The 16,167-nt window shown below is 66.8% G+C and carries 15 protein-coding genes; 9 read left to right on the forward strand and 6 right to left on the reverse strand.

Features of this window, described 5'->3' with window-relative positions; genetic code table 11:
- Positions 1-21 precede the first annotated feature (21 nt).
- The 3 genes from ACWW1C_RS21605 (at position 22) to ACWW1C_RS21615 (ending at position 4,458) form a co-directional block, all read left to right on the forward strand.
- The gene (locus ACWW1C_RS21605; protein ID WP_455980175.1) at positions 22-861 is read left to right on the forward strand and encodes an alpha/beta fold hydrolase; all 840 of its coding nucleotides are present in this window, start codon (positions 22-24) and stop codon (positions 859-861) included.
- A 199-nt stretch (positions 862-1,060) separates the two neighbouring features.
- Complete coding sequence (locus ACWW1C_RS21610; protein ID WP_455980176.1) at positions 1,061-1,504, forward strand: MmpS family transport accessory protein; 444 nt, start codon at positions 1,061-1,063, stop codon at positions 1,502-1,504.
- A complete protein-coding gene (locus ACWW1C_RS21615) occupies positions 1,501-4,458 on the forward strand; it encodes an MMPL/RND family transporter (protein ID WP_455980177.1) in 2,958 nt (985 codons plus the stop codon). Before ACWW1C_RS21610 ends, ACWW1C_RS21615 begins: the two co-directional genes overlap by 4 nt.
- On the opposite strand, the gene ACWW1C_RS21620 is transcribed toward ACWW1C_RS21615, so the two are convergent.
- The 4 genes from ACWW1C_RS21620 to ACWW1C_RS21635 are packed head-to-tail and all read right to left on the reverse strand — an operon-like array spanning position 4,437 to position 8,204.
- A complete protein-coding gene (locus ACWW1C_RS21620; protein ID WP_455980178.1) occupies positions 4,437-5,528 on the reverse strand; it encodes an adenosine deaminase in 1,092 nt (363 codons plus the stop codon). The two genes, ACWW1C_RS21615 and ACWW1C_RS21620, sit on opposite strands and share 22 nt — an antisense overlap.
- Before the next feature lie 28 nt (positions 5,529-5,556).
- Positions 5,557-6,378, reverse strand: coding sequence for a dienelactone hydrolase family protein (locus tag ACWW1C_RS21625; RefSeq protein WP_455980179.1), 822 nt, complete (start codon positions 6,376-6,378; stop codon positions 5,557-5,559).
- Between the two features lie 51 nt (positions 6,379-6,429).
- On the reverse strand, positions 6,430-7,749 hold the full coding sequence (locus tag ACWW1C_RS21630) for a thymidine phosphorylase (protein ID WP_455980180.1): 1,320 nt from the start codon (positions 7,747-7,749) through the stop codon (positions 6,430-6,432).
- A 59-nt stretch (positions 7,750-7,808) separates the two neighbouring features.
- Positions 7,809-8,204 (reverse strand): cytidine deaminase, encoded by a 396-nt coding sequence (locus ACWW1C_RS21635; RefSeq protein WP_455980181.1) that lies wholly within the window; start codon positions 8,202-8,204, stop codon positions 7,809-7,811.
- 225 nt (positions 8,205-8,429) lie between these two features.
- Here ACWW1C_RS21635 and sdhC point away from each other — a divergent pair, with 225 nt between their 5' ends.
- Genes sdhC through ACWW1C_RS21655 form a run of 4 tightly spaced genes read left to right on the forward strand, consistent with a single transcriptional unit; the run spans position 8,430 to position 11,919 of the window.
- Entirely contained in the window at positions 8,430-8,867 is a 438-nt protein-coding gene (gene sdhC, locus ACWW1C_RS21640; protein ID WP_082761931.1) for a succinate dehydrogenase, cytochrome b556 subunit, read from the forward strand.
- Between the two features lie 59 nt (positions 8,868-8,926).
- Positions 8,927-9,346, forward strand: a complete 420-nt coding sequence (locus tag ACWW1C_RS21645) for a succinate dehydrogenase hydrophobic membrane anchor subunit (protein WP_455984386.1) — start codon at positions 8,927-8,929, stop codon at positions 9,344-9,346.
- 40 nt (positions 9,347-9,386) lie between these two features.
- Positions 9,387-11,141 (forward strand): succinate dehydrogenase flavoprotein subunit, encoded by a 1,755-nt coding sequence (gene sdhA, locus ACWW1C_RS21650; RefSeq protein WP_455980182.1) that lies wholly within the window; start codon positions 9,387-9,389, stop codon positions 11,139-11,141.
- A 1-nt stretch (position 11,142) separates the two neighbouring features.
- Positions 11,143-11,919 carry a succinate dehydrogenase iron-sulfur subunit gene (locus tag ACWW1C_RS21655; RefSeq protein ID WP_455980183.1) on the forward strand — a complete coding sequence of 259 codons (777 nt, stop codon included), beginning with the start codon at positions 11,143-11,145 and terminating at the stop codon, positions 11,917-11,919.
- A gap of 71 nt (positions 11,920-11,990) precedes the next feature.
- Here the strand turns inward: ACWW1C_RS21655 and ACWW1C_RS21660 are convergent, their stop codons facing one another.
- Positions 11,991-12,839, reverse strand: a complete 849-nt coding sequence (locus tag ACWW1C_RS21660; protein WP_455980184.1) for a hypothetical protein — start codon at positions 12,837-12,839, stop codon at positions 11,991-11,993.
- Between the two features lie 135 nt (positions 12,840-12,974).
- On the opposite strand from ACWW1C_RS21660, the gene ACWW1C_RS21665 reads away from it, so the two are divergent.
- Both ACWW1C_RS21665 and ACWW1C_RS21670 read left to right on the forward strand, forming a co-directional pair.
- Positions 12,975-13,967, forward strand: a complete 993-nt coding sequence (locus tag ACWW1C_RS21665) for an AurF N-oxygenase family protein (protein ID WP_455980185.1) — start codon at positions 12,975-12,977, stop codon at positions 13,965-13,967.
- Entirely contained in the window at positions 13,967-15,397 is a 1,431-nt protein-coding gene (locus tag ACWW1C_RS21670; protein ID WP_455980186.1) for an FAD-dependent oxidoreductase, read from the forward strand. Before ACWW1C_RS21665 ends, ACWW1C_RS21670 begins: the two co-directional genes overlap by 1 nt.
- On the opposite strand, the gene ACWW1C_RS21675 is transcribed toward ACWW1C_RS21670, so the two are convergent.
- Positions 15,373-16,107: a TetR/AcrR family transcriptional regulator gene (locus ACWW1C_RS21675; protein WP_455980187.1), complete on the reverse strand. Its 735-nt coding sequence runs from the start codon at positions 16,105-16,107 to the stop codon at positions 15,373-15,375. The two genes, ACWW1C_RS21670 and ACWW1C_RS21675, sit on opposite strands and share 25 nt — an antisense overlap.
- Between the last annotated feature and the right edge of the window lie 60 nt (positions 16,108-16,167).

Consider the following 16,167-nt stretch of genomic DNA (forward strand, 5'->3'; position numbering starts at 1 on the left):
GCGCACCCGGTCTGCACTGACATGACCCAGACCAGCACCCAGCCGCTCATCCGTCGTCTCGCCGTGCCTGGCGCCACCCTGCACTACGAAGTTCGTGGGTGCGGACCGGTGCTCGCCGTCATCGGTTCGCCGATGACGGCGTCCGAGTTCACGCTGGTGGCCGACGCCCTGGCCGTCGACCACACCGTCGTCACGTACGACCCGCGAGGCCTGGGCGCCAGCCCCATCGACGACCCGGCGCAGGACTCCACGCCCGAACTTCGGGCCGACGACGTCGCCGCGATCCTCGACGACCTGGACGCCGGGCCGGCCGACATATTCGGCTCCAGCGGCGGCGCGGTGACGGGTCTCGCGCTCGCTGCCAGACACCCGGGCCGGGTGCGGACGCTGGTCGCGCACGAACCGCCGCTGCTGGAGCTGCTGCCCGAATCGGAAGCCGCCGAACAGCGCGCGGCGACGCACGACATCATCGCCACCTTCCACAGCGACGGGCCCGGCGCGGCGATGGCGAAGTTCATGGCCACCGCGGGCTTCGACGAGGCCGAGGACGGGGCGCCCGCTCAGCCGGGACCACCGCCCTCCTCCGACGAGATGACCAGGCAACTCGCCGACCTGTCCCGGTTCTTCAACCACGAATTGCTGTGCACCACAACGTATGTGCCGGACACCGAGGCGCTGAAAGCGGCCCGGGTGATCGTGGGTGTCGGCGCCGATTCCGAACACCTCATCACCCACGGCACCTCGACGGCGCTGTGCCGCCTCCTGGGCGTCGAGCCGGTCGTGTTCCCCGGCGATCACTGTGGCTTCATGGCCGCGCCCGCCGAATTCGCCGATGCACTGCGGGCCGTCCTGCCCGACTGAAACCCCGTTCACCTGCCACAACAGGACCCCGGTTCCCAGCAGCTAAGAATTCGCGTTGCAAAATTAGTTAGCAAGGCGTAAGAATTTCCCAAGAATCCGCTGAGTGAGCGGAGCCACCTGCCGACGGCAGGTGAGGGCAGCAGCTTGATCGTCGGGGATTCGGTCAGCGGGTTGAGCGGAAGGTGGTCGGGTGCGGTCGATGTCGTTTGGTCGCCTGCTGAAGAAGGTCTGGATACCGATTCTTCTGCTGATTGTGTTGTCGGTGTCGGGCCTCGTGGTGTCCCGCCTGCACACGAAATTCGGGTCGGAGAACCTCAACGCCCACGCCGGCGCCGGGATCGAGATCGTCCAGTTCAACCCCAAGGTCCTCGTGTACGAGGTCTACGGACCGCCCGGAAGCTCGGCCGAGATCAGCTACTTCGATCCCGACGCCAACGTGCACTCGGTCAGCGCGTCGCTGCCCTGGTCGGTCACCCTGTCCACCACGCTGCCGACCGTCAGCGCGAACTTGATGGCCCGCAGCGACAGTGAGCAGAGCAGCGACCACATCGGTTGCCGCGTCACCGTCAACGGCACCGTCCGCGAGGAGCAATCCGCCGATGGCGTCAACGCCCAGACCTACTGCTTGGTGAAGTCCGCATGACCGAAACACTTGAGGCACAGCACAACACCGCGGGAAAGCGGCCGAAGTTCGCTCATGCGCTGCGCATCCTGTCGGTGCCGATCATCCTCTTCTGGATCGCGATCGCCGTTCTGGTGAACGTGGTCGCGCCGCCACTTGAGGTCGTCGGCGAGCTGCACGCCGCACCCATGGCGCCCGAGGACGCCCCGTCGATGCACGCGATGAAGTTGATGGGCGCCAACTTCAAGGAGTTCAACTCCAACAGCACGATCATGGTCGTCGTCGAGGGCAAGGAACCGCTGGGTCCGGACGCCCACAAGTACTACGACGAGATCATCCGCAAGCTGCAGCAGGATCCCGAGCACATCCAGCACATCCAGGATTTCTGGGGTGACACGCTGACCGCGGCCGGCGCGCAGAGCGCCGACGGCAAGGCGTCGTACGTGATGATCAACCTCGCCGGCGAGCAGGGCATGACCCTCGCCAACGAAGGCGTCGACGCCGTCCGCAAGGTCATCGACGAGACCAAGGCCCCGCCGGGAGTCCAGGCGCACGTCGCCGGCCCCGCCGCGTTGACCGACGACCTGCACGTCATCGGTAATGCGAGCCTCATCATGATCACGGTGATCACGCTGGTCGCGATCGCCGGCATGCTGCTGATCGTCTACCGCTCGGTCAGGACCACGCTGGTCCAGCTGTTCCTGACGTTCCTGGCGCTGCTGACCGCACGCGGCGTGGTCTCGGTCCTCGCCACGCACGACGTGTTCGGCCTGACCACCTTCGCGGGCAACATCCTCACGATGCTGGCGATCGCCGCCGCGACCGACTACGGCATCTTCATCTTCGGCCGCTATCGCGAGGACCGCGGCATCGGCCTGGACCGCGATGACTCGTACTACGCCACCTTCAAGTCCGTCGCACCCGTGATCGTGGGCTCCGGCCTGACCATCGCGGGCGCCACCTACTGCCTGAGCTTCTGCCGCCTGCCCTACTTCACCACCATGGGCGCCCCCGTCGCGATCGGCATGCTCGTGGTGGTGGCCATCTCGGTCACGCTCGGCCCCGCCGTCCTGTACCTCGGCAGCCGCGTCGGCATGTACGAGTCCAAGAGGCCTCCGCAGAGCCGGTTCTGGCGGCGCATCGGCACAGCCGTGGTTCGTTGGCCCGCACCGATTCTGGTGGCCAGCCTGTTCGTCGTGCTGGTCGGGATCGTCGCCATCCCCGGCTACAAACCCGCCTACAACGACCGCTACTACCTGCCCGAGGACGCCAAGGTCAACATCGGCTTCGCCGCCGCGGACCGGCACTTCACACAGGCCCGGATGAACCCGGACATCCTGATGGTCGAGTCCACCCACGACATGCGCAATCCCGCCGACATGCTGGTGCTGAACAAGATCTCGAGCAACGTGATGCACACCGACGGCATCGCGATGGTGCAGAGCATCACCCGGCCGCTGGGCATTCCCATCCAGCACAGCTCGATTCCGTTCCAGACGAGCGTCTCGGGCCAGACCAGCAACATGAACCTGCCGTTCCAGCGCAAGCAGCTCGAAGACCAGCTCCGCATGGTCGACGCGACCAACACCTCGATCAGCATCCTCGAGAAGCAGTACGCGCTGTCCCTCGAGCAGACCAAGCTGACCCAGGATTCGGACCGCAAGTCCCAGGAACTGCTCAAAGTGACCGAGCAGATGCGCGACAACATCGCCAACTTCGACGACCAGTTCCGGCCGATGCGCAACTACTTCTACTGGGAACCGCACTGCTTCGACATCCCCATGTGCGCTGCGATCAGATCGGTGTTCGATTCCCTGGACGGCATCGACGAACTCACCGACCGGACCGCAGACGTCCAGGTCAACACCGACAGGCTGGCCGACCTGGCACCGAAGCTCACGGCGCTGCTCCCGCAAACCATCGCGTCGATGAAGACCAGCAGGGACCTCTCGCTGGCGTCGTACAACTCGCAGAAGGCCCTCATCGACCAGATGCAGGCCATGAACGACACCGCGCTGTCGATGGGTGCCGCCTTCGACGGCGCCAAGAACGACGACCTGTTCTACCTGCCGCCCGAGGCCTTCCAGAATCCGGATTTCCAGCGCGGTCTGAAGATGTTCATGTCGCCGGACGGCAAGTCGGCGCGCATGTTCATCACCCATCAGAGCGACCCGGCAACCGTCGACGGCATCGCCCGGGTCGACTCCGAACGCAAGGCCGCGCAGGAAGCCTTGAAGATGTCGTCGCTCTCGGACGCCAAGATCTACCTCGGCGGCGTCGCAGCGACCTACAAGGACATGGCCGACGGTGCCCGCTACGACCTGATGATCGCCGTGGTGTCCTCCCTGACGCTGATCTTCATGATCATGCTCATCCTGACCCGCAGCGCCGTTGCGGCGTTGACGATCGTCGGCACCGCGGGCAGCTCCATCGCCGCGTCGTTCGGCATCTCGGTGCTGCTGTGGCAGGACCTGTTCGGGATCCAGGTGCAGTGGCTGGTCATGCTGATGTCGGTCATCATCCTGTTGGCGGTCGGCTCGGACTACAACCTGCTGCTGGTCTCCCGGTTCCAGGACGAGATCCACGCCGGCTTGAAGACCGGCATCATCCGGTCCATGGCCGGCACCGGCGGCGTCGTCACCTCGGCGGGACTGGTGTTCGCGGCCACCATGGCCGGCATGATGGCCAGCAAGCTGATCGTCCTGGCGCAGATGGGTTCGACCATCGCCATCGGCCTGCTGATCGACACCTTCATCGTGCGGTCACTGCTGATGCCGTCGATCGCGGTGCTCCTCGGCCGCTGGTTCTGGTGGCCGCAGGTGGTGCATCCGCGCGGCAGGTACAACACCGAGAAGTTCGTGCCGAAGGCGTTCCAGCAGCCGCGCCAGCAGGAGCAGGTGTCCGCGGGCGCCGCCGGGCGCTCCGGCTTCGTCGACGACGCCCCGACCGACAGCTACCCGACCAGCACGGCGTAACGCGGTTTGATGATGTCGTCGATGATCGCCAGCCGCTCGTCGAACGGGATGAAGGCCGACTTCATGGCGTTGATGGTGAACCGCTGCAGGTCGGTCCAGCCGTAGCCGAACTCGTTCACCAGGAGCGCCATCTCCTGCGTCATGGTGGTGTCGCTCATCAGGCGGTTGTCGGTGTTGACGGTGACGCGGAAGCGCAGCCGCGCCAGCCGGTCGAACGGGTGCTCGGCGATGCTCGCCGCGGCGCCGGTCTGCACGTTGCTGCTCGGGCACATCTCCAGCGGAATTCGCTTGTCCCGCACGATGTTCGCCACCCGACCCAGCCGGAAGGCGCCGTCGGGCCCCGCCTCGATGTCGTCGACGATGCGGACACCGTGCCCCAGCCGGTCGGCGCCGCAGAAGGCGATGGCCTCGTGGATGGACGGCAGCCCGAAGGCCTCCCCGGCGTGAATGGTGAAGCGCGCGTTGTTGCCCCGCATGTATTCGAAGGCATCGAGGTGACGGGTTGGAGGGTAGCCGGCCTCGGCACCGGCGATGTCGAACCCGACCACGCCCCGGTCGCGGAACCGGATGGCCAGCTCGGCGATCTCGCGGGACCGGGCGGCGTGCCGCATGGCGGTGACCAGGCACCGGACCGTGATGGGACCGCCGCGCCCATCCGCACTGCAGGCCTTCTCGCCGTCCGCGAACCCGGCCAGCACCGCGTCGACGACCTCGTCGAGCACCAGACCGTCGGCAATGTGCAGCTCGGGGGCGAACCGGACCTCGGCGTAGACGACATTGTCGGCGGCCAGATCCTCGACACATTCGTACGCGACGCGGTACAGCGCGTCGGTGGTCTGCATGACGCCGACGGTGTGTGCGAACGGCTCCAGATAGCGGACCAGCGATCCGCTGTGCGCCTGGGTGCGGAACCACTTCGCGAGTTCGTCGACATCCATGGTGGGAAGGTCGCCGTAGCCGCTCTGCTCGGCCAATTCCACCACCGTGGCGGGCCGCAGGCCGCCGTCCAGGTGATCGTGCAACAGCGCTTTCGGTGCCTGCTTGATCTGATCCAGCGTCAGGGTGGTCATCAATCCATCTTGCGCCGGATGGTGGCTTTTAGCCCGCCGGTTCGTCCGCGTGCAGCAGCCGTGTCCGGAACAGGTCCAGAACCTGGTCCAGGGCGGCTCGCGTGGCCTGGCCCGGCTCGTCGATCAGGTGCTCGGTGACCACCGAGTGCGGGGCGAGGCGCGCATCCGGATTGGCATCCGCGTCCTCGAGTTCGACGGCGATGAAGGCGTCACCCAGCTGCTCGCGCAGGAAGTCGAAACGTTCTGCGGGCACCAGCTTGTCGCTCTTGAACCGCATGCCGATGACGTTGAGCCCCGCGGCGCACCGACCCTTGACGACCTCCAGGTCCGCCGGCGAGATGTCGATGTTGCGGCGCTGCTTGGCGGTCAGGCCCAACGGCAGCGACGGCTGCGACAGCACCGGCGCCAGGATGACGTCGTCGGTGGCCATCGCCAGGGCGTAGCCGCCGGTGAAGCACATCCCGATGGCGCCGACACCGGGGCCCCCGCAGCGCTCGTGTTCGGCGCGGGCCAGTGCCCGCAGCCAGTCGACCACCGGCGAGGTCTTGCCGGTGGCCAGAATGGTGAATTCCTTGCTGATGCACGACGGCAGCGCCGACCCCATGCCTTTGAGCGCTGCCAGGTTGCTGGCGTTGGGGTCCAGTCCGGGGATGCCGAACAGGTGCGGCAGGACGGCGGTACAACCCAGGTCGGCGACCTTGCGGGCGAAGTCGAGGACCTTGGGCGTGATGCCGGGGATCTCGGCGATCACGATGACGGCCGGACCGGTCCCGCGGCGGAACACGGTGCGGGTCGTGCCATCGTGGGTGAACTCGGTGCGCTCGAAGTCGCGGAGGTCATCGTCAGCCATGCGGACGACCCTAGTGGCGGGCGGGGTCGCTGGCCACCGTTGGTTTCGCGGCTATTCGATGCGGTCGAGCACCACGGGTCGCCGCGGTGGCGCCGCGTCGTCGACGGACCAGCCGCCGTCGAGTTCGGCCAGCGCCGACGGCAGCCGCTCGGGGGTCTCGGTGTACAGCGTGAACAGGGTCTCACCCGCAGTGACGGGCTCGCCGCTGCGACGGTGGACGTACAGCCCCGCACCGGCTTGCACCGGGTCGCCGGGCTGGGCCCGTCCCGCGCCGAGCCGCCACACCGCCATCGCCACCGCCATCGCGTCGATGTCACCCATCACCCCTGCACGTGACGCCACGACCGTCTCGGTGTGTGTGCCCATCGGCAGGGACGCCTCGGGGTCGCCGCCCTGCGCCGAGATCAACTGCCGGAAGCAGTCCATCGCGGTGCCGTCGGCCAGGGTCTGCGCCGGGTCGACGCCGTCGATGCCGGCGACGTCGAGCATCTCGCGGGCCAGCGCGAGGGTGACGGCGACGACGTCGTCGGGCCCGCCGCCGGCCAGCACGTCCAGCGACTCGGCGACCTCGATGGCGTTGCCGACCGCGCGGCCCAGCGGCCGGTCCATGTCGGTGAGCAGCGCCCGGGTCGGGACGCCGTAGGCGGTGCCGAGGTCGACCATGGTGCGCGCCAGCTCGCGCGACTCGGCCTCGGTCTTGAGAAACGCGCCGCGGCCGACCTTGACGTCGAGCACCAGCGACCGGGCGCCCTCGGCGAGTTTCTTGCTCATGATCGAGCTGGCGATGAGCGGCAGCGACTCCGTCGTGCCCGTGACGTCGCGCAGCGCGTAGATCTTGCGGTCGGCGGGCGCCAGGTCCCCGGCCGCGAAGATCGCCGCGCCGACATCGGAAAGTTGTTGACGGATACGGGTTTTGGACAGCTCGGCAGTGAATCCGGGGATCGCTTCCAGCTTGTCCAAGGTGCCGCCGGTGTGCCCGAGGCCGCGGCCGGCGGCCTGGGGGACGGCGCCACCGCAGGCCAGGATGACGGGTACCAGCGGGATGGTGATCTTGTCCCCGACGCCGCCGGTGGAGTGCTTGTCCACCAGCGCGAGTGGTCGGCCGTCCCGCCGCAGCTCGGTGAAGTCGAAGCGCTCCCCCGAGTCGACCATGGCCGCGGTCCAGCGGGCGATCTCGGCCGGTGCCATGCCGCGCAGGAAGATGGCCATCAGCAATGCCGACATCTGCGCATCGGCGACGCGCCCGTGGGTATAGCCGTCGATCACCCAGTCGATCGCGGCGTCGGACAGCACCCCGCCGTCGCGTTTGGTGCGAATGATGGACGGTGCATCGAGATGCGACCCGTGATCCAGTGCGTCCGACGACACCATCGAAACCTCCCGTTGAGTTGGTTACCGGCGGGTAACCAGAAGCGTTGCCCCGCTTGGCGTTACCGGCGGTTCAGGTCATCCGGCCCGAACGCGTCGGGCAACAGTTCGGCCAATGGCCGCGGACCCGACGCGTGGTCGATCAACATCGTCGGCCCGCCGTGCTCGAGAAGCACTTGCCGGCAGCGCCCACATGGCATCAGTACCGCCCCCGAGCCGTCCACGCATGCCAGCGCGAGCAGCCGTCCACCCCCGCTGGAATGTAGGGCGCAGACCACAGCACACTCCGCGCAGAGGCCAAGGCCATATGAGACATTTTCCACATTGCAGCCCACCACGATTCGGCCGTCGTCGACCAGCGCCGCAGCCCCCACCGGGAAGTTCGAGTAGGGCGCGTACGCACCCGCAGAGGCAGCTATCGCCTTGTCCTGCAACAGTTTCCAGTCAATTTCCGACATCGCCGACACCCCGTTCCCGCCACCTCGGCACCGCTCCGAAGCCCGACCCGACCACCCAGTAAGTTAATGTAGGCAAACCTAATTTCCGGCGCGGGTTCACCATTCCCCCCACACGCTAGTTCTGACTGTGCGCAAATTGGGATTAGAGTCGCCCCGAGGTTTGGGCTCGGCACGCGAAAAAGTTGCTGCCGGGTCACGCGTCCACCGACGGCGTTGGAGGTCGAAATGAGTACAGCGGCAGCCGCGGAATCCGCCATACCCGCGCCGCGTTCAGCACCACAGAAGAGGCGCACCCTGTATCGCGGAGACCCGGGCATGTGGTCCTGGGTGCTACACCGCATCACCGGTGCCACCATCTTCTTCTTCTTGCTGGTCCACGTTCTGGACACGGCTCTGGTCCGGGTCAGCCCCGAGGCCTACAACGAGGTGATCAACACCTACAAGACGCCGATCATCGGGTTCATGGAGATGGGCCTGGTCGCGGCGGTGCTCTACCACGCCCTCAACGGCGTGCGAGTCATCCTGATCGACTTCTGGCAGCAGGGCCCCAAGTACCAGCGGGTCATGTTGTGGACCATCCTGGCCATCTGGATCGCGGTCGTCATCGCCGCAGTTGGGGTAGAGGGCATGCACATGGTTGAGCACTACGGGTGGCTCAAGTGACCACGCATACCGATTCCGGCGCCGCTGAGGCGCGCCGCGGAGGCCGTCCGGCCCCGGTCATGGAGCGCGAGTACGACCGCCCCGCCGCCCTCGATCACCCGCGCGCCCCGCGGCGCGCCCGTGGCATTCCGTACTTCGAGAAGTACGCCTGGCTCTTCATGCGCTTCTCCGGCGCGGCGCTGGTGCTGCTCGCCCTCGGCCACCTGTTCATCGGGCTGATCTGGGCGAACGGCGTCTACCGCATCGATTTCAACTACGTCGCACAGCGGTGGGCCTCCCCGTTCTGGCAGATCTGGGACATGGCCCTGCTGTGGCTGGCGCTGGTGCACGGCGCCAACGGCATGCGCACCATCATCGGTGACTACGCCCGCAAGAACACCACCAAGTTCTGGCTGAACTCGATTCTGCTGCTGGCCACCGGATTCACCCTGGTGCTGGGCAGCTACGTGCTGGTCACCTTCGACGCGAACATCAAGTAAGCGGCCGGGCGAGCGAAGCGACGGGATAAAGGAACGAAAGATGATTCAGGAACATCGCTACGACGTCGTCATCGTCGGTGCCGGTGGCGCAGGTATGCGCGCGGCCGTGGAGTCGGGCCCGCGCGTGCGCACCGCGGTGCTGACCAAGCTGTACCCGACGCGCTCGCACACCGGTGCCGCGCAGGGTGGCATGTGTGCCGCGCTCGCCAACGTCGAGGACGACAACTGGGAGTGGCACACCTTCGACACCGTCAAGGGTGGCGACTACCTCGCTGACCAGGACGCCGTCGAGATCATGTGCAAGGAAGCCATCGACGCCGTGCTGGACCTCGAGAAGATGGGCATGCCGTTCAACCGGACGCCCGAGGGCCGCATCGACCAGCGTCGTTTCGGCGGTCACACCCGTGACCACGGCAAGGCCCCGGTCCGCCGCGCCTGCTACGCCGCCGACCGCACCGGCCACATGATCCTGCAGACGCTGTACCAAAACTGCGTCAAGCACGACGTGCAGTTCTTCAACGAGTTCTATGCGCTCGACGTCGTCCTCACCGAGACGCCCGGCGGCCCCGTCGCCACCGGCATCATCGCCTACGAGCTGGCCACCGGCGACATCCACATCTTCCACGCCAAGGCGATCGTCTTCGCCACCGGCGGCTCGGGCCGGATGTACAAGACGACCTCCAACGCCCACACCCTCACCGGTGACGGCCTGGGCATCATCTTCCGCAAGGGACTTCCCTTGGAGGACATGGAGTTCCACCAGTTCCACCCGACAGGCCTGGCCGGCCTGGGCATCCTGATCTCGGAAGCCGTGCGTGGTGAAGGTGGGCGTCTGCTCAACGGTGAAGGTGAGCGCTTCATGGAGCGCTACGCCCCCACCATCGTCGACCTCGCGCCGCGTGACATCGTGGCCCGCTCGATGGTGCTCGAGGTCCTCGAGGGCCGCGGCGCCGGACCGCACAAGGACTACGTCTACATCGACGTGCGCCACCTGGGTGCTGAGGTGCTGGAGGCCAAGCTTCCGGACATCACCGAATTCGCCCGCACGTACCTCGGTGTCGACCCCGTCACCGAACTGGTGCCGGTGTACCCGACCTGCCACTACGTCATGGGCGGCATCCCGACCACGATCAACGGCCAGGTGCTGCGCGACAACGTCAACGTCGTCCCGGGTCTGTACGCCGCCGGTGAGTGCGCCTGCGTCTCGGTGCACGGCGCCAACCGCCTCGGCACCAACTCGCTGCTCGACATCAACGTGTTCGGCCGTCGCGCCGGTATCGCCGCCGCCGAGTACGCGCAGAACCACAACTACGTCGAACTGCCGGACAACCCGGCCGACATGGTCGTGGGCTGGGTCGGCGACATCCTGTCCGACCACGGCAACGAGCGCGTCGCCGACATCCGCACCGCGCTGCAGCAGTCGATGGACAACAACGCCGCGGTGTTCCGCACCGAGGAAACCCTCAAGCAGGCGCTGACGGACATCCACGCGCTGAAGGAGCGGTACAGCCGAATCACGGTGCACGACAAGGGCAAGCGCTACAACAGCGATCTGCTCGAGGCCATCGAGCTGGGCTTCCTGCTCGAGCTGGCCGAGGTCACCGTCGTCGGTGCGCTGAACCGCAAGGAATCGCGTGGCGGCCACGCCCGCGAGGACTACCCGGACCGCGACGACACCAACTACATGCGCCACACCATGGCCTACAAGCAGGGCGCCGACCTCCTGTCCGATATCCGGTTGGACTACAAGCCTGTCGTCCAGACCCGGTACGAGCCGATGGAACGGAAGTACTGACATGACTGCTGTTCTGGACAAAGGGACCGACCAGGCCCTGCCCCCGGTGCCGGACGGCGCCGTCATGGTCACGCTGAAGATCGCCCGGTTCAACCCGGAGAACCCGGACGCCGCCGGCTTCCAGAGCTTCCGCGTGCCGTGCCTGCCCAGCGACCGGTTGCTCAACCTGCTGCTGTACGTGAAGGGCTACCTGGACGGCACGCTGACGTTCCGCCGGTCCTGCGCGCACGGTGTGTGCGGTTCGGACGCCATGCGGATCAACGGTGTCAACCGCCTGGCCTGCAAGGTCCTCATGCGCGACCTGCTGCCGAAGAAGGCCGGCAAGGACCTCACCATCACCATCGAGCCCATCCGCGGCCTGCCCGTGGAGAAGGACCTCGTGGTGGACATGGAGCCGTTCTTCGACGCCTACCGCGCCGTGAAGCCGTTCCTCATCACGTCGGGTAACCCCCCGACCCGTGAGCGCATCCAGTCGCAGACCGACCGCGCCCGCTTCGACGACACCACCAAGTGCATCCTGTGCGCCTGCTGCACCACGTCGTGCCCGGTGTACTGGAGCGAGGGCTCGTACTTCGGCCCCGCCGCGATCGTCAACGCGCACCGGTTCATCTTCGACTCGCGTGACGAGGCGGCCGCCGAGCGCCTCGACATCCTCAACGAGGTCGACGGGGTGTGGCGCTGCCGCACCACCTTCAACTGCACCGAGGCCTGCCCCCGCGGCATCCAGGTGACCAAGGCGATCCAGGAAGTCAAGCGCGCCTTGATGTTTGCGCGGTAAGTCTTTCCCGCTGCCGAAACTGAGCTTGTGTACCAAATCTCGCAAGGATTTGGGACACAAGCTCATTTTCGTCAGTAGGGTCCACCGGCAGCGCGTAGTGCCGCCCGGGTGCGAGCAATGATGATCGGTTGGCGGTACCGCAACAGGTCGGCGCCCACCCGGATGATCCGCCAGCCGAGGTCCTCGTACTCGACGGTCTGATCGATGTCGCGGGTGCGCTGACGTGGGTCCTCCCAGTGCTGGATGCCGTCGTACTGGACGCCGACCTTCCACTCAGGCCAGCCCATGTCGATCCGGCCGACGAGGTATCTGCCGTCGTAGACCTCGATCTGGGTGTGCGTCGGACGCATGCCGTGCTCGGTGAACAGCAGTCGTAGCCGGGTCTCCTGCGGTGATTCGGAGCCGTAGTCGGCGCGGTCGAGCACGTTACGTAACTGACGAAGCCCTCTAACGCCGGGATGCCGGTCAATAAGTGCTTGCACGTCAGGGAGTTTCAACTGCGTGGCTTGAACTAGCGCGTCGAGGCGGATGACGGCCTGCGCCTGTCCCTTCCGACGGCCCAGATCGAATGCCGTCCTGGCAGGTGTTGTGGCCCGCATCCCTCGGACCAGGCAAATCTCGTCCTCGGCGAGCTGGTCGCTGTGCAATACAATTCCGGCTTCCCCATGGAGGCTCGCCTGATTGAGTTCCGCAGGCTCGTGGTCGCCGATCCAGCGGGAACCGTGCAGGGCCGACGCCGACAATCCGGCCACCACACCTCGCCGGCCTGACCACAACCAAGCCGCGATGGCCTTGTCGACGGGTGTGATTACTTGCCCGAGCGGGGCGTAGACGTCGCGATAGACGTGCTGGTAGCGGGTTCGCAGTTGATAGCGGTTAGCGGCGCCGGACGCCCGCGCCTCAGAGCCCAAAAATGGCATACGGATATGACGGCCGCGCGACCTGCGCGGTTCCAACCACGCCGAACATGAGCTTGTGTGCCAGATCCTTGCCGCTCGTGACACACAAGCTCATGTTGGGCGCAGGTATTTACTGGGACCATCGTTCCCGGTAAATTGGATCTCATGACGGTCCCCAATGCTGTGGAGCCCAGCTACCAGAACCTGTTGGACGTGTTGTCCGAAGGCTCCGTGCGACGCCGCTTCGACCCGTACCTCGACATCGCGTGGGATTCCCCGGAGATGGCGATTGACCTGCAGGATCGACGCTGGGTGCTCTCCCCCACCATCGACCCGCTGGGCGCCACGCAGTGGTACCAGAGCCAGCCGCTGGAGCGGCAGATCGAGATCGGCCGGTGGCGGACGCTCAACACCGTGAAGGTGGGTGCGGCATTCGAGAGCATCCTGATCCGCGGGCTGATGGCGTTCATCATGAAGCTGCCGAACAACTCCCCCGAGTTCCGGTACGCGCTGCACGAGATGACCGAAGAGTGCAACCACATCCAGATGTTCCAGGAGCTGGTCAACCGCTCCGGGACCGATGTGCCTGGCATGCGCAAGCTGTTCTTCCGGCTGTCGCCGTACATCGGGCTGGTCGGTCAGTACTCGCCGACGGCGTTCATGGCCGGCATCCTCGCCGGTGAAGAGCCCATCGACCACTTCCAGAAGGGCATGATCCGCGAGGGCGCCAGCCTGCCGCCGGCGGTGCTGCGGACCATGCAGATTCACATCGCCGAGGAGGCCCGGCACATCTCGTGGGCCAACGAATTCCTCAAGACCCACATGCCGGAACGGTCGTGGCGCTTCAAGGCGTTCGCCACCGTGGCCTTCCCGCTGACGCTCCGGTGGCTGGCGCACGAGATCATGGCGTCGCCGAAGTCGTTGAGCAAGCAGTTCGACATCCCGAAAGACGTCATGCGGCAGGCATTCTGGCGCAGTCCGCAGTCGCGCAGGATCATGGCGAGCTATTTCGACGAGACCCGGGGCCTGGCCGAGGAGATCGGCCTGATGAACCGTGTCGGCCGCTGGATGTGGAAGCGCTGCGGCATCGCCGGTGAGACGGCGCGCTACCGCAGCGCCCCCGACCGCGAGGCACAGCTGATCTCCTGATGCCCCACGTCATCACGCAGTCCTGCTGCAGCGACGCGTCCTGCGTCTACGCCTGCCCGGTCAACTGCATTCATCCCACGCCCGACGAGCCCGACTTCCACACCGCCGAGATGCTCTACATCGACCCGGTCGAGTGCGTCGACTGCGGCGCGTGCGTGACGGCCTGCCCGGTCGACGCCATCAAGCACGACGGTTCGCTGGACCCGGCGGAGAAGGTCTTCCTCGAGCTCAATGCCGACTTCTATCGGGAACCGCGGCCCCGTCCGCTGCTGGCGCCCGTCGTGCCGCCGCTGCAGGTGCGGGCGCCCGGCGCGCTGCGCGTCGCCATCGTCGGCTCCGGCCCGGCAGCCATGTATGCCGCCGACGAGGTGCTGACCATCCCGGCCGCGCGCGTCCGGATGTACGAGCGGCTGCCCCAGCCCGGCGGCCTCGCGCGGTTCGGCGTGGCACCCGACCACCAGCGCACCCGGGGTGTGTCCCGGCAGTTCGACGCCATCACCGCGAACCCGCGGCTGGAGCTGATGACCGGGGTCGAGGTCGGCACCGACGTCACCCACGAGCAGTTGCTCGCCGACCACGACGCGGTCATCTATGCGGTGGGCGCATCCACGGACCGTCCGCTCGAGGTGTCCGGCGCCGACCTGCCCGCCGTCAGTTCGGCCACCCGTTTCGTGGCTTGGTACAACGGCCACCCGGACTTCGCCGACGCCACGTTCGATCTGTCGCAGCCGCGTGCCGTCGTGATCGGCAACGGCAACGTCGCGCTCGACGTGGCTCGGATCCTGACCACCGATCCAGAGCGCCTCGCCGCCACCGACATCGCACCGCACGCGTTGAAGGCCTTGCGGCAGAGCAAGATTCAAGACGTGGTCGTCGTCGGGCGACGCGGACTCGCGCAGTCGGCGTTCACCGTGCCGGAGCTGGTCGGTCTGACGTCCATGCCCGATGTGGACGTCGTCGTCTCCGATGAGGATCTCCAGGCGCTGCCGGAGACCGACCCTCGCGCCCGCATCCTGCGGGACCTGCCGCGACGGCCCGGCAACCGCCGCATCGTGTTGGAGTACCTGCAGTCGCCTACCACCATCAGCGGCGCTCCCGACGGCGTGGCAGTCGAGTTCGCGCGCAACGAACTGGTGGCGGCGCCCGACGGGACTACCAAGGTGAAGCCGACCGGCGACCTGCACACCGTCACCGCCGGACTCGTGCTGACTTCGATCGGCTACCGTGGCCGGCCCGCGGTCGACCTGCCGTTCGACGACGCGCGTGGCACCATCCCCAACGACGAGGGCCGGGTCGTGGGCGTCGCGGCGACGTACGTGACCGGCTGGATCAAGCGCGGGCCGACGGGGTTCATCGGCACCAACAAGTCCTGCGCGCAGGAGACCGTGCGCAGCCTCGTGGCCGATTACAACGCGGGGTTGCTTGCCTGACGGTTCGCCAGCGCGGCGACCACGGCGACGAGCGGTTCGTCCCGGCTGACCTCGAAACCGATGGCCCGTGCGGCACCGTCGATGACGTACCAGGTGAAGTCGGCCAGGTGCGCGATCATCTGTTCGCGGGTATGTGTCGGCGCCGGACTGCGCACCCACGCGAACAGTGTCTCCTCCACCATGGTCACGATCGCCAGCGGGACGAGTTTGAACGCGCTGTCGTCGACGCCGATGGCGAGCGTGATGGCGCCGATGATGCCGTCCGCGCGTTCGATGATGCGCAGCTTCAGTTCGCCCACGGCGTCGAGCGTCTCGTCGCCCTCGAACGACGGACCGTTGCGGGCGAACTCGTTCAGCCGCGGATGGTCGATCATCCAGTCGGCGACCGCCTCGATGGTGCGGGTCAGAATCTCCCGCAGCGAGCCCTCGGTGATGTCGAGCTTGCCGACCAGGACAGAGCCGAAGTCGTCGATGAGGTACGACCGCACCCGGCGCTCGAGTTCCTCCTTGCCGGAGGTCTGCCGGTAGATCACCGACTTGGCGACGCCCGCGCGCTTGGCGATCGCGGCGACGGAGATGTCGGCGCCCGACGGGCTCTCCTCCAGCAGCTCGATCATCGCGAGCAGGATCTGGGACCGGCGTTCGGCGTTGTGCTGCTCCCACCGCGCCTCGTAGCCACTCACCGACGCGGGGTTCGGGGCCACGGACATGGGCTCTACCGTAGCCGCTGCCGTGATGCGCACCACGCGCCGTCACACCTCGCCACGCTG

It is taken from the genome of Mycobacterium sp. HM-7, from assembly GCF_053852335.1.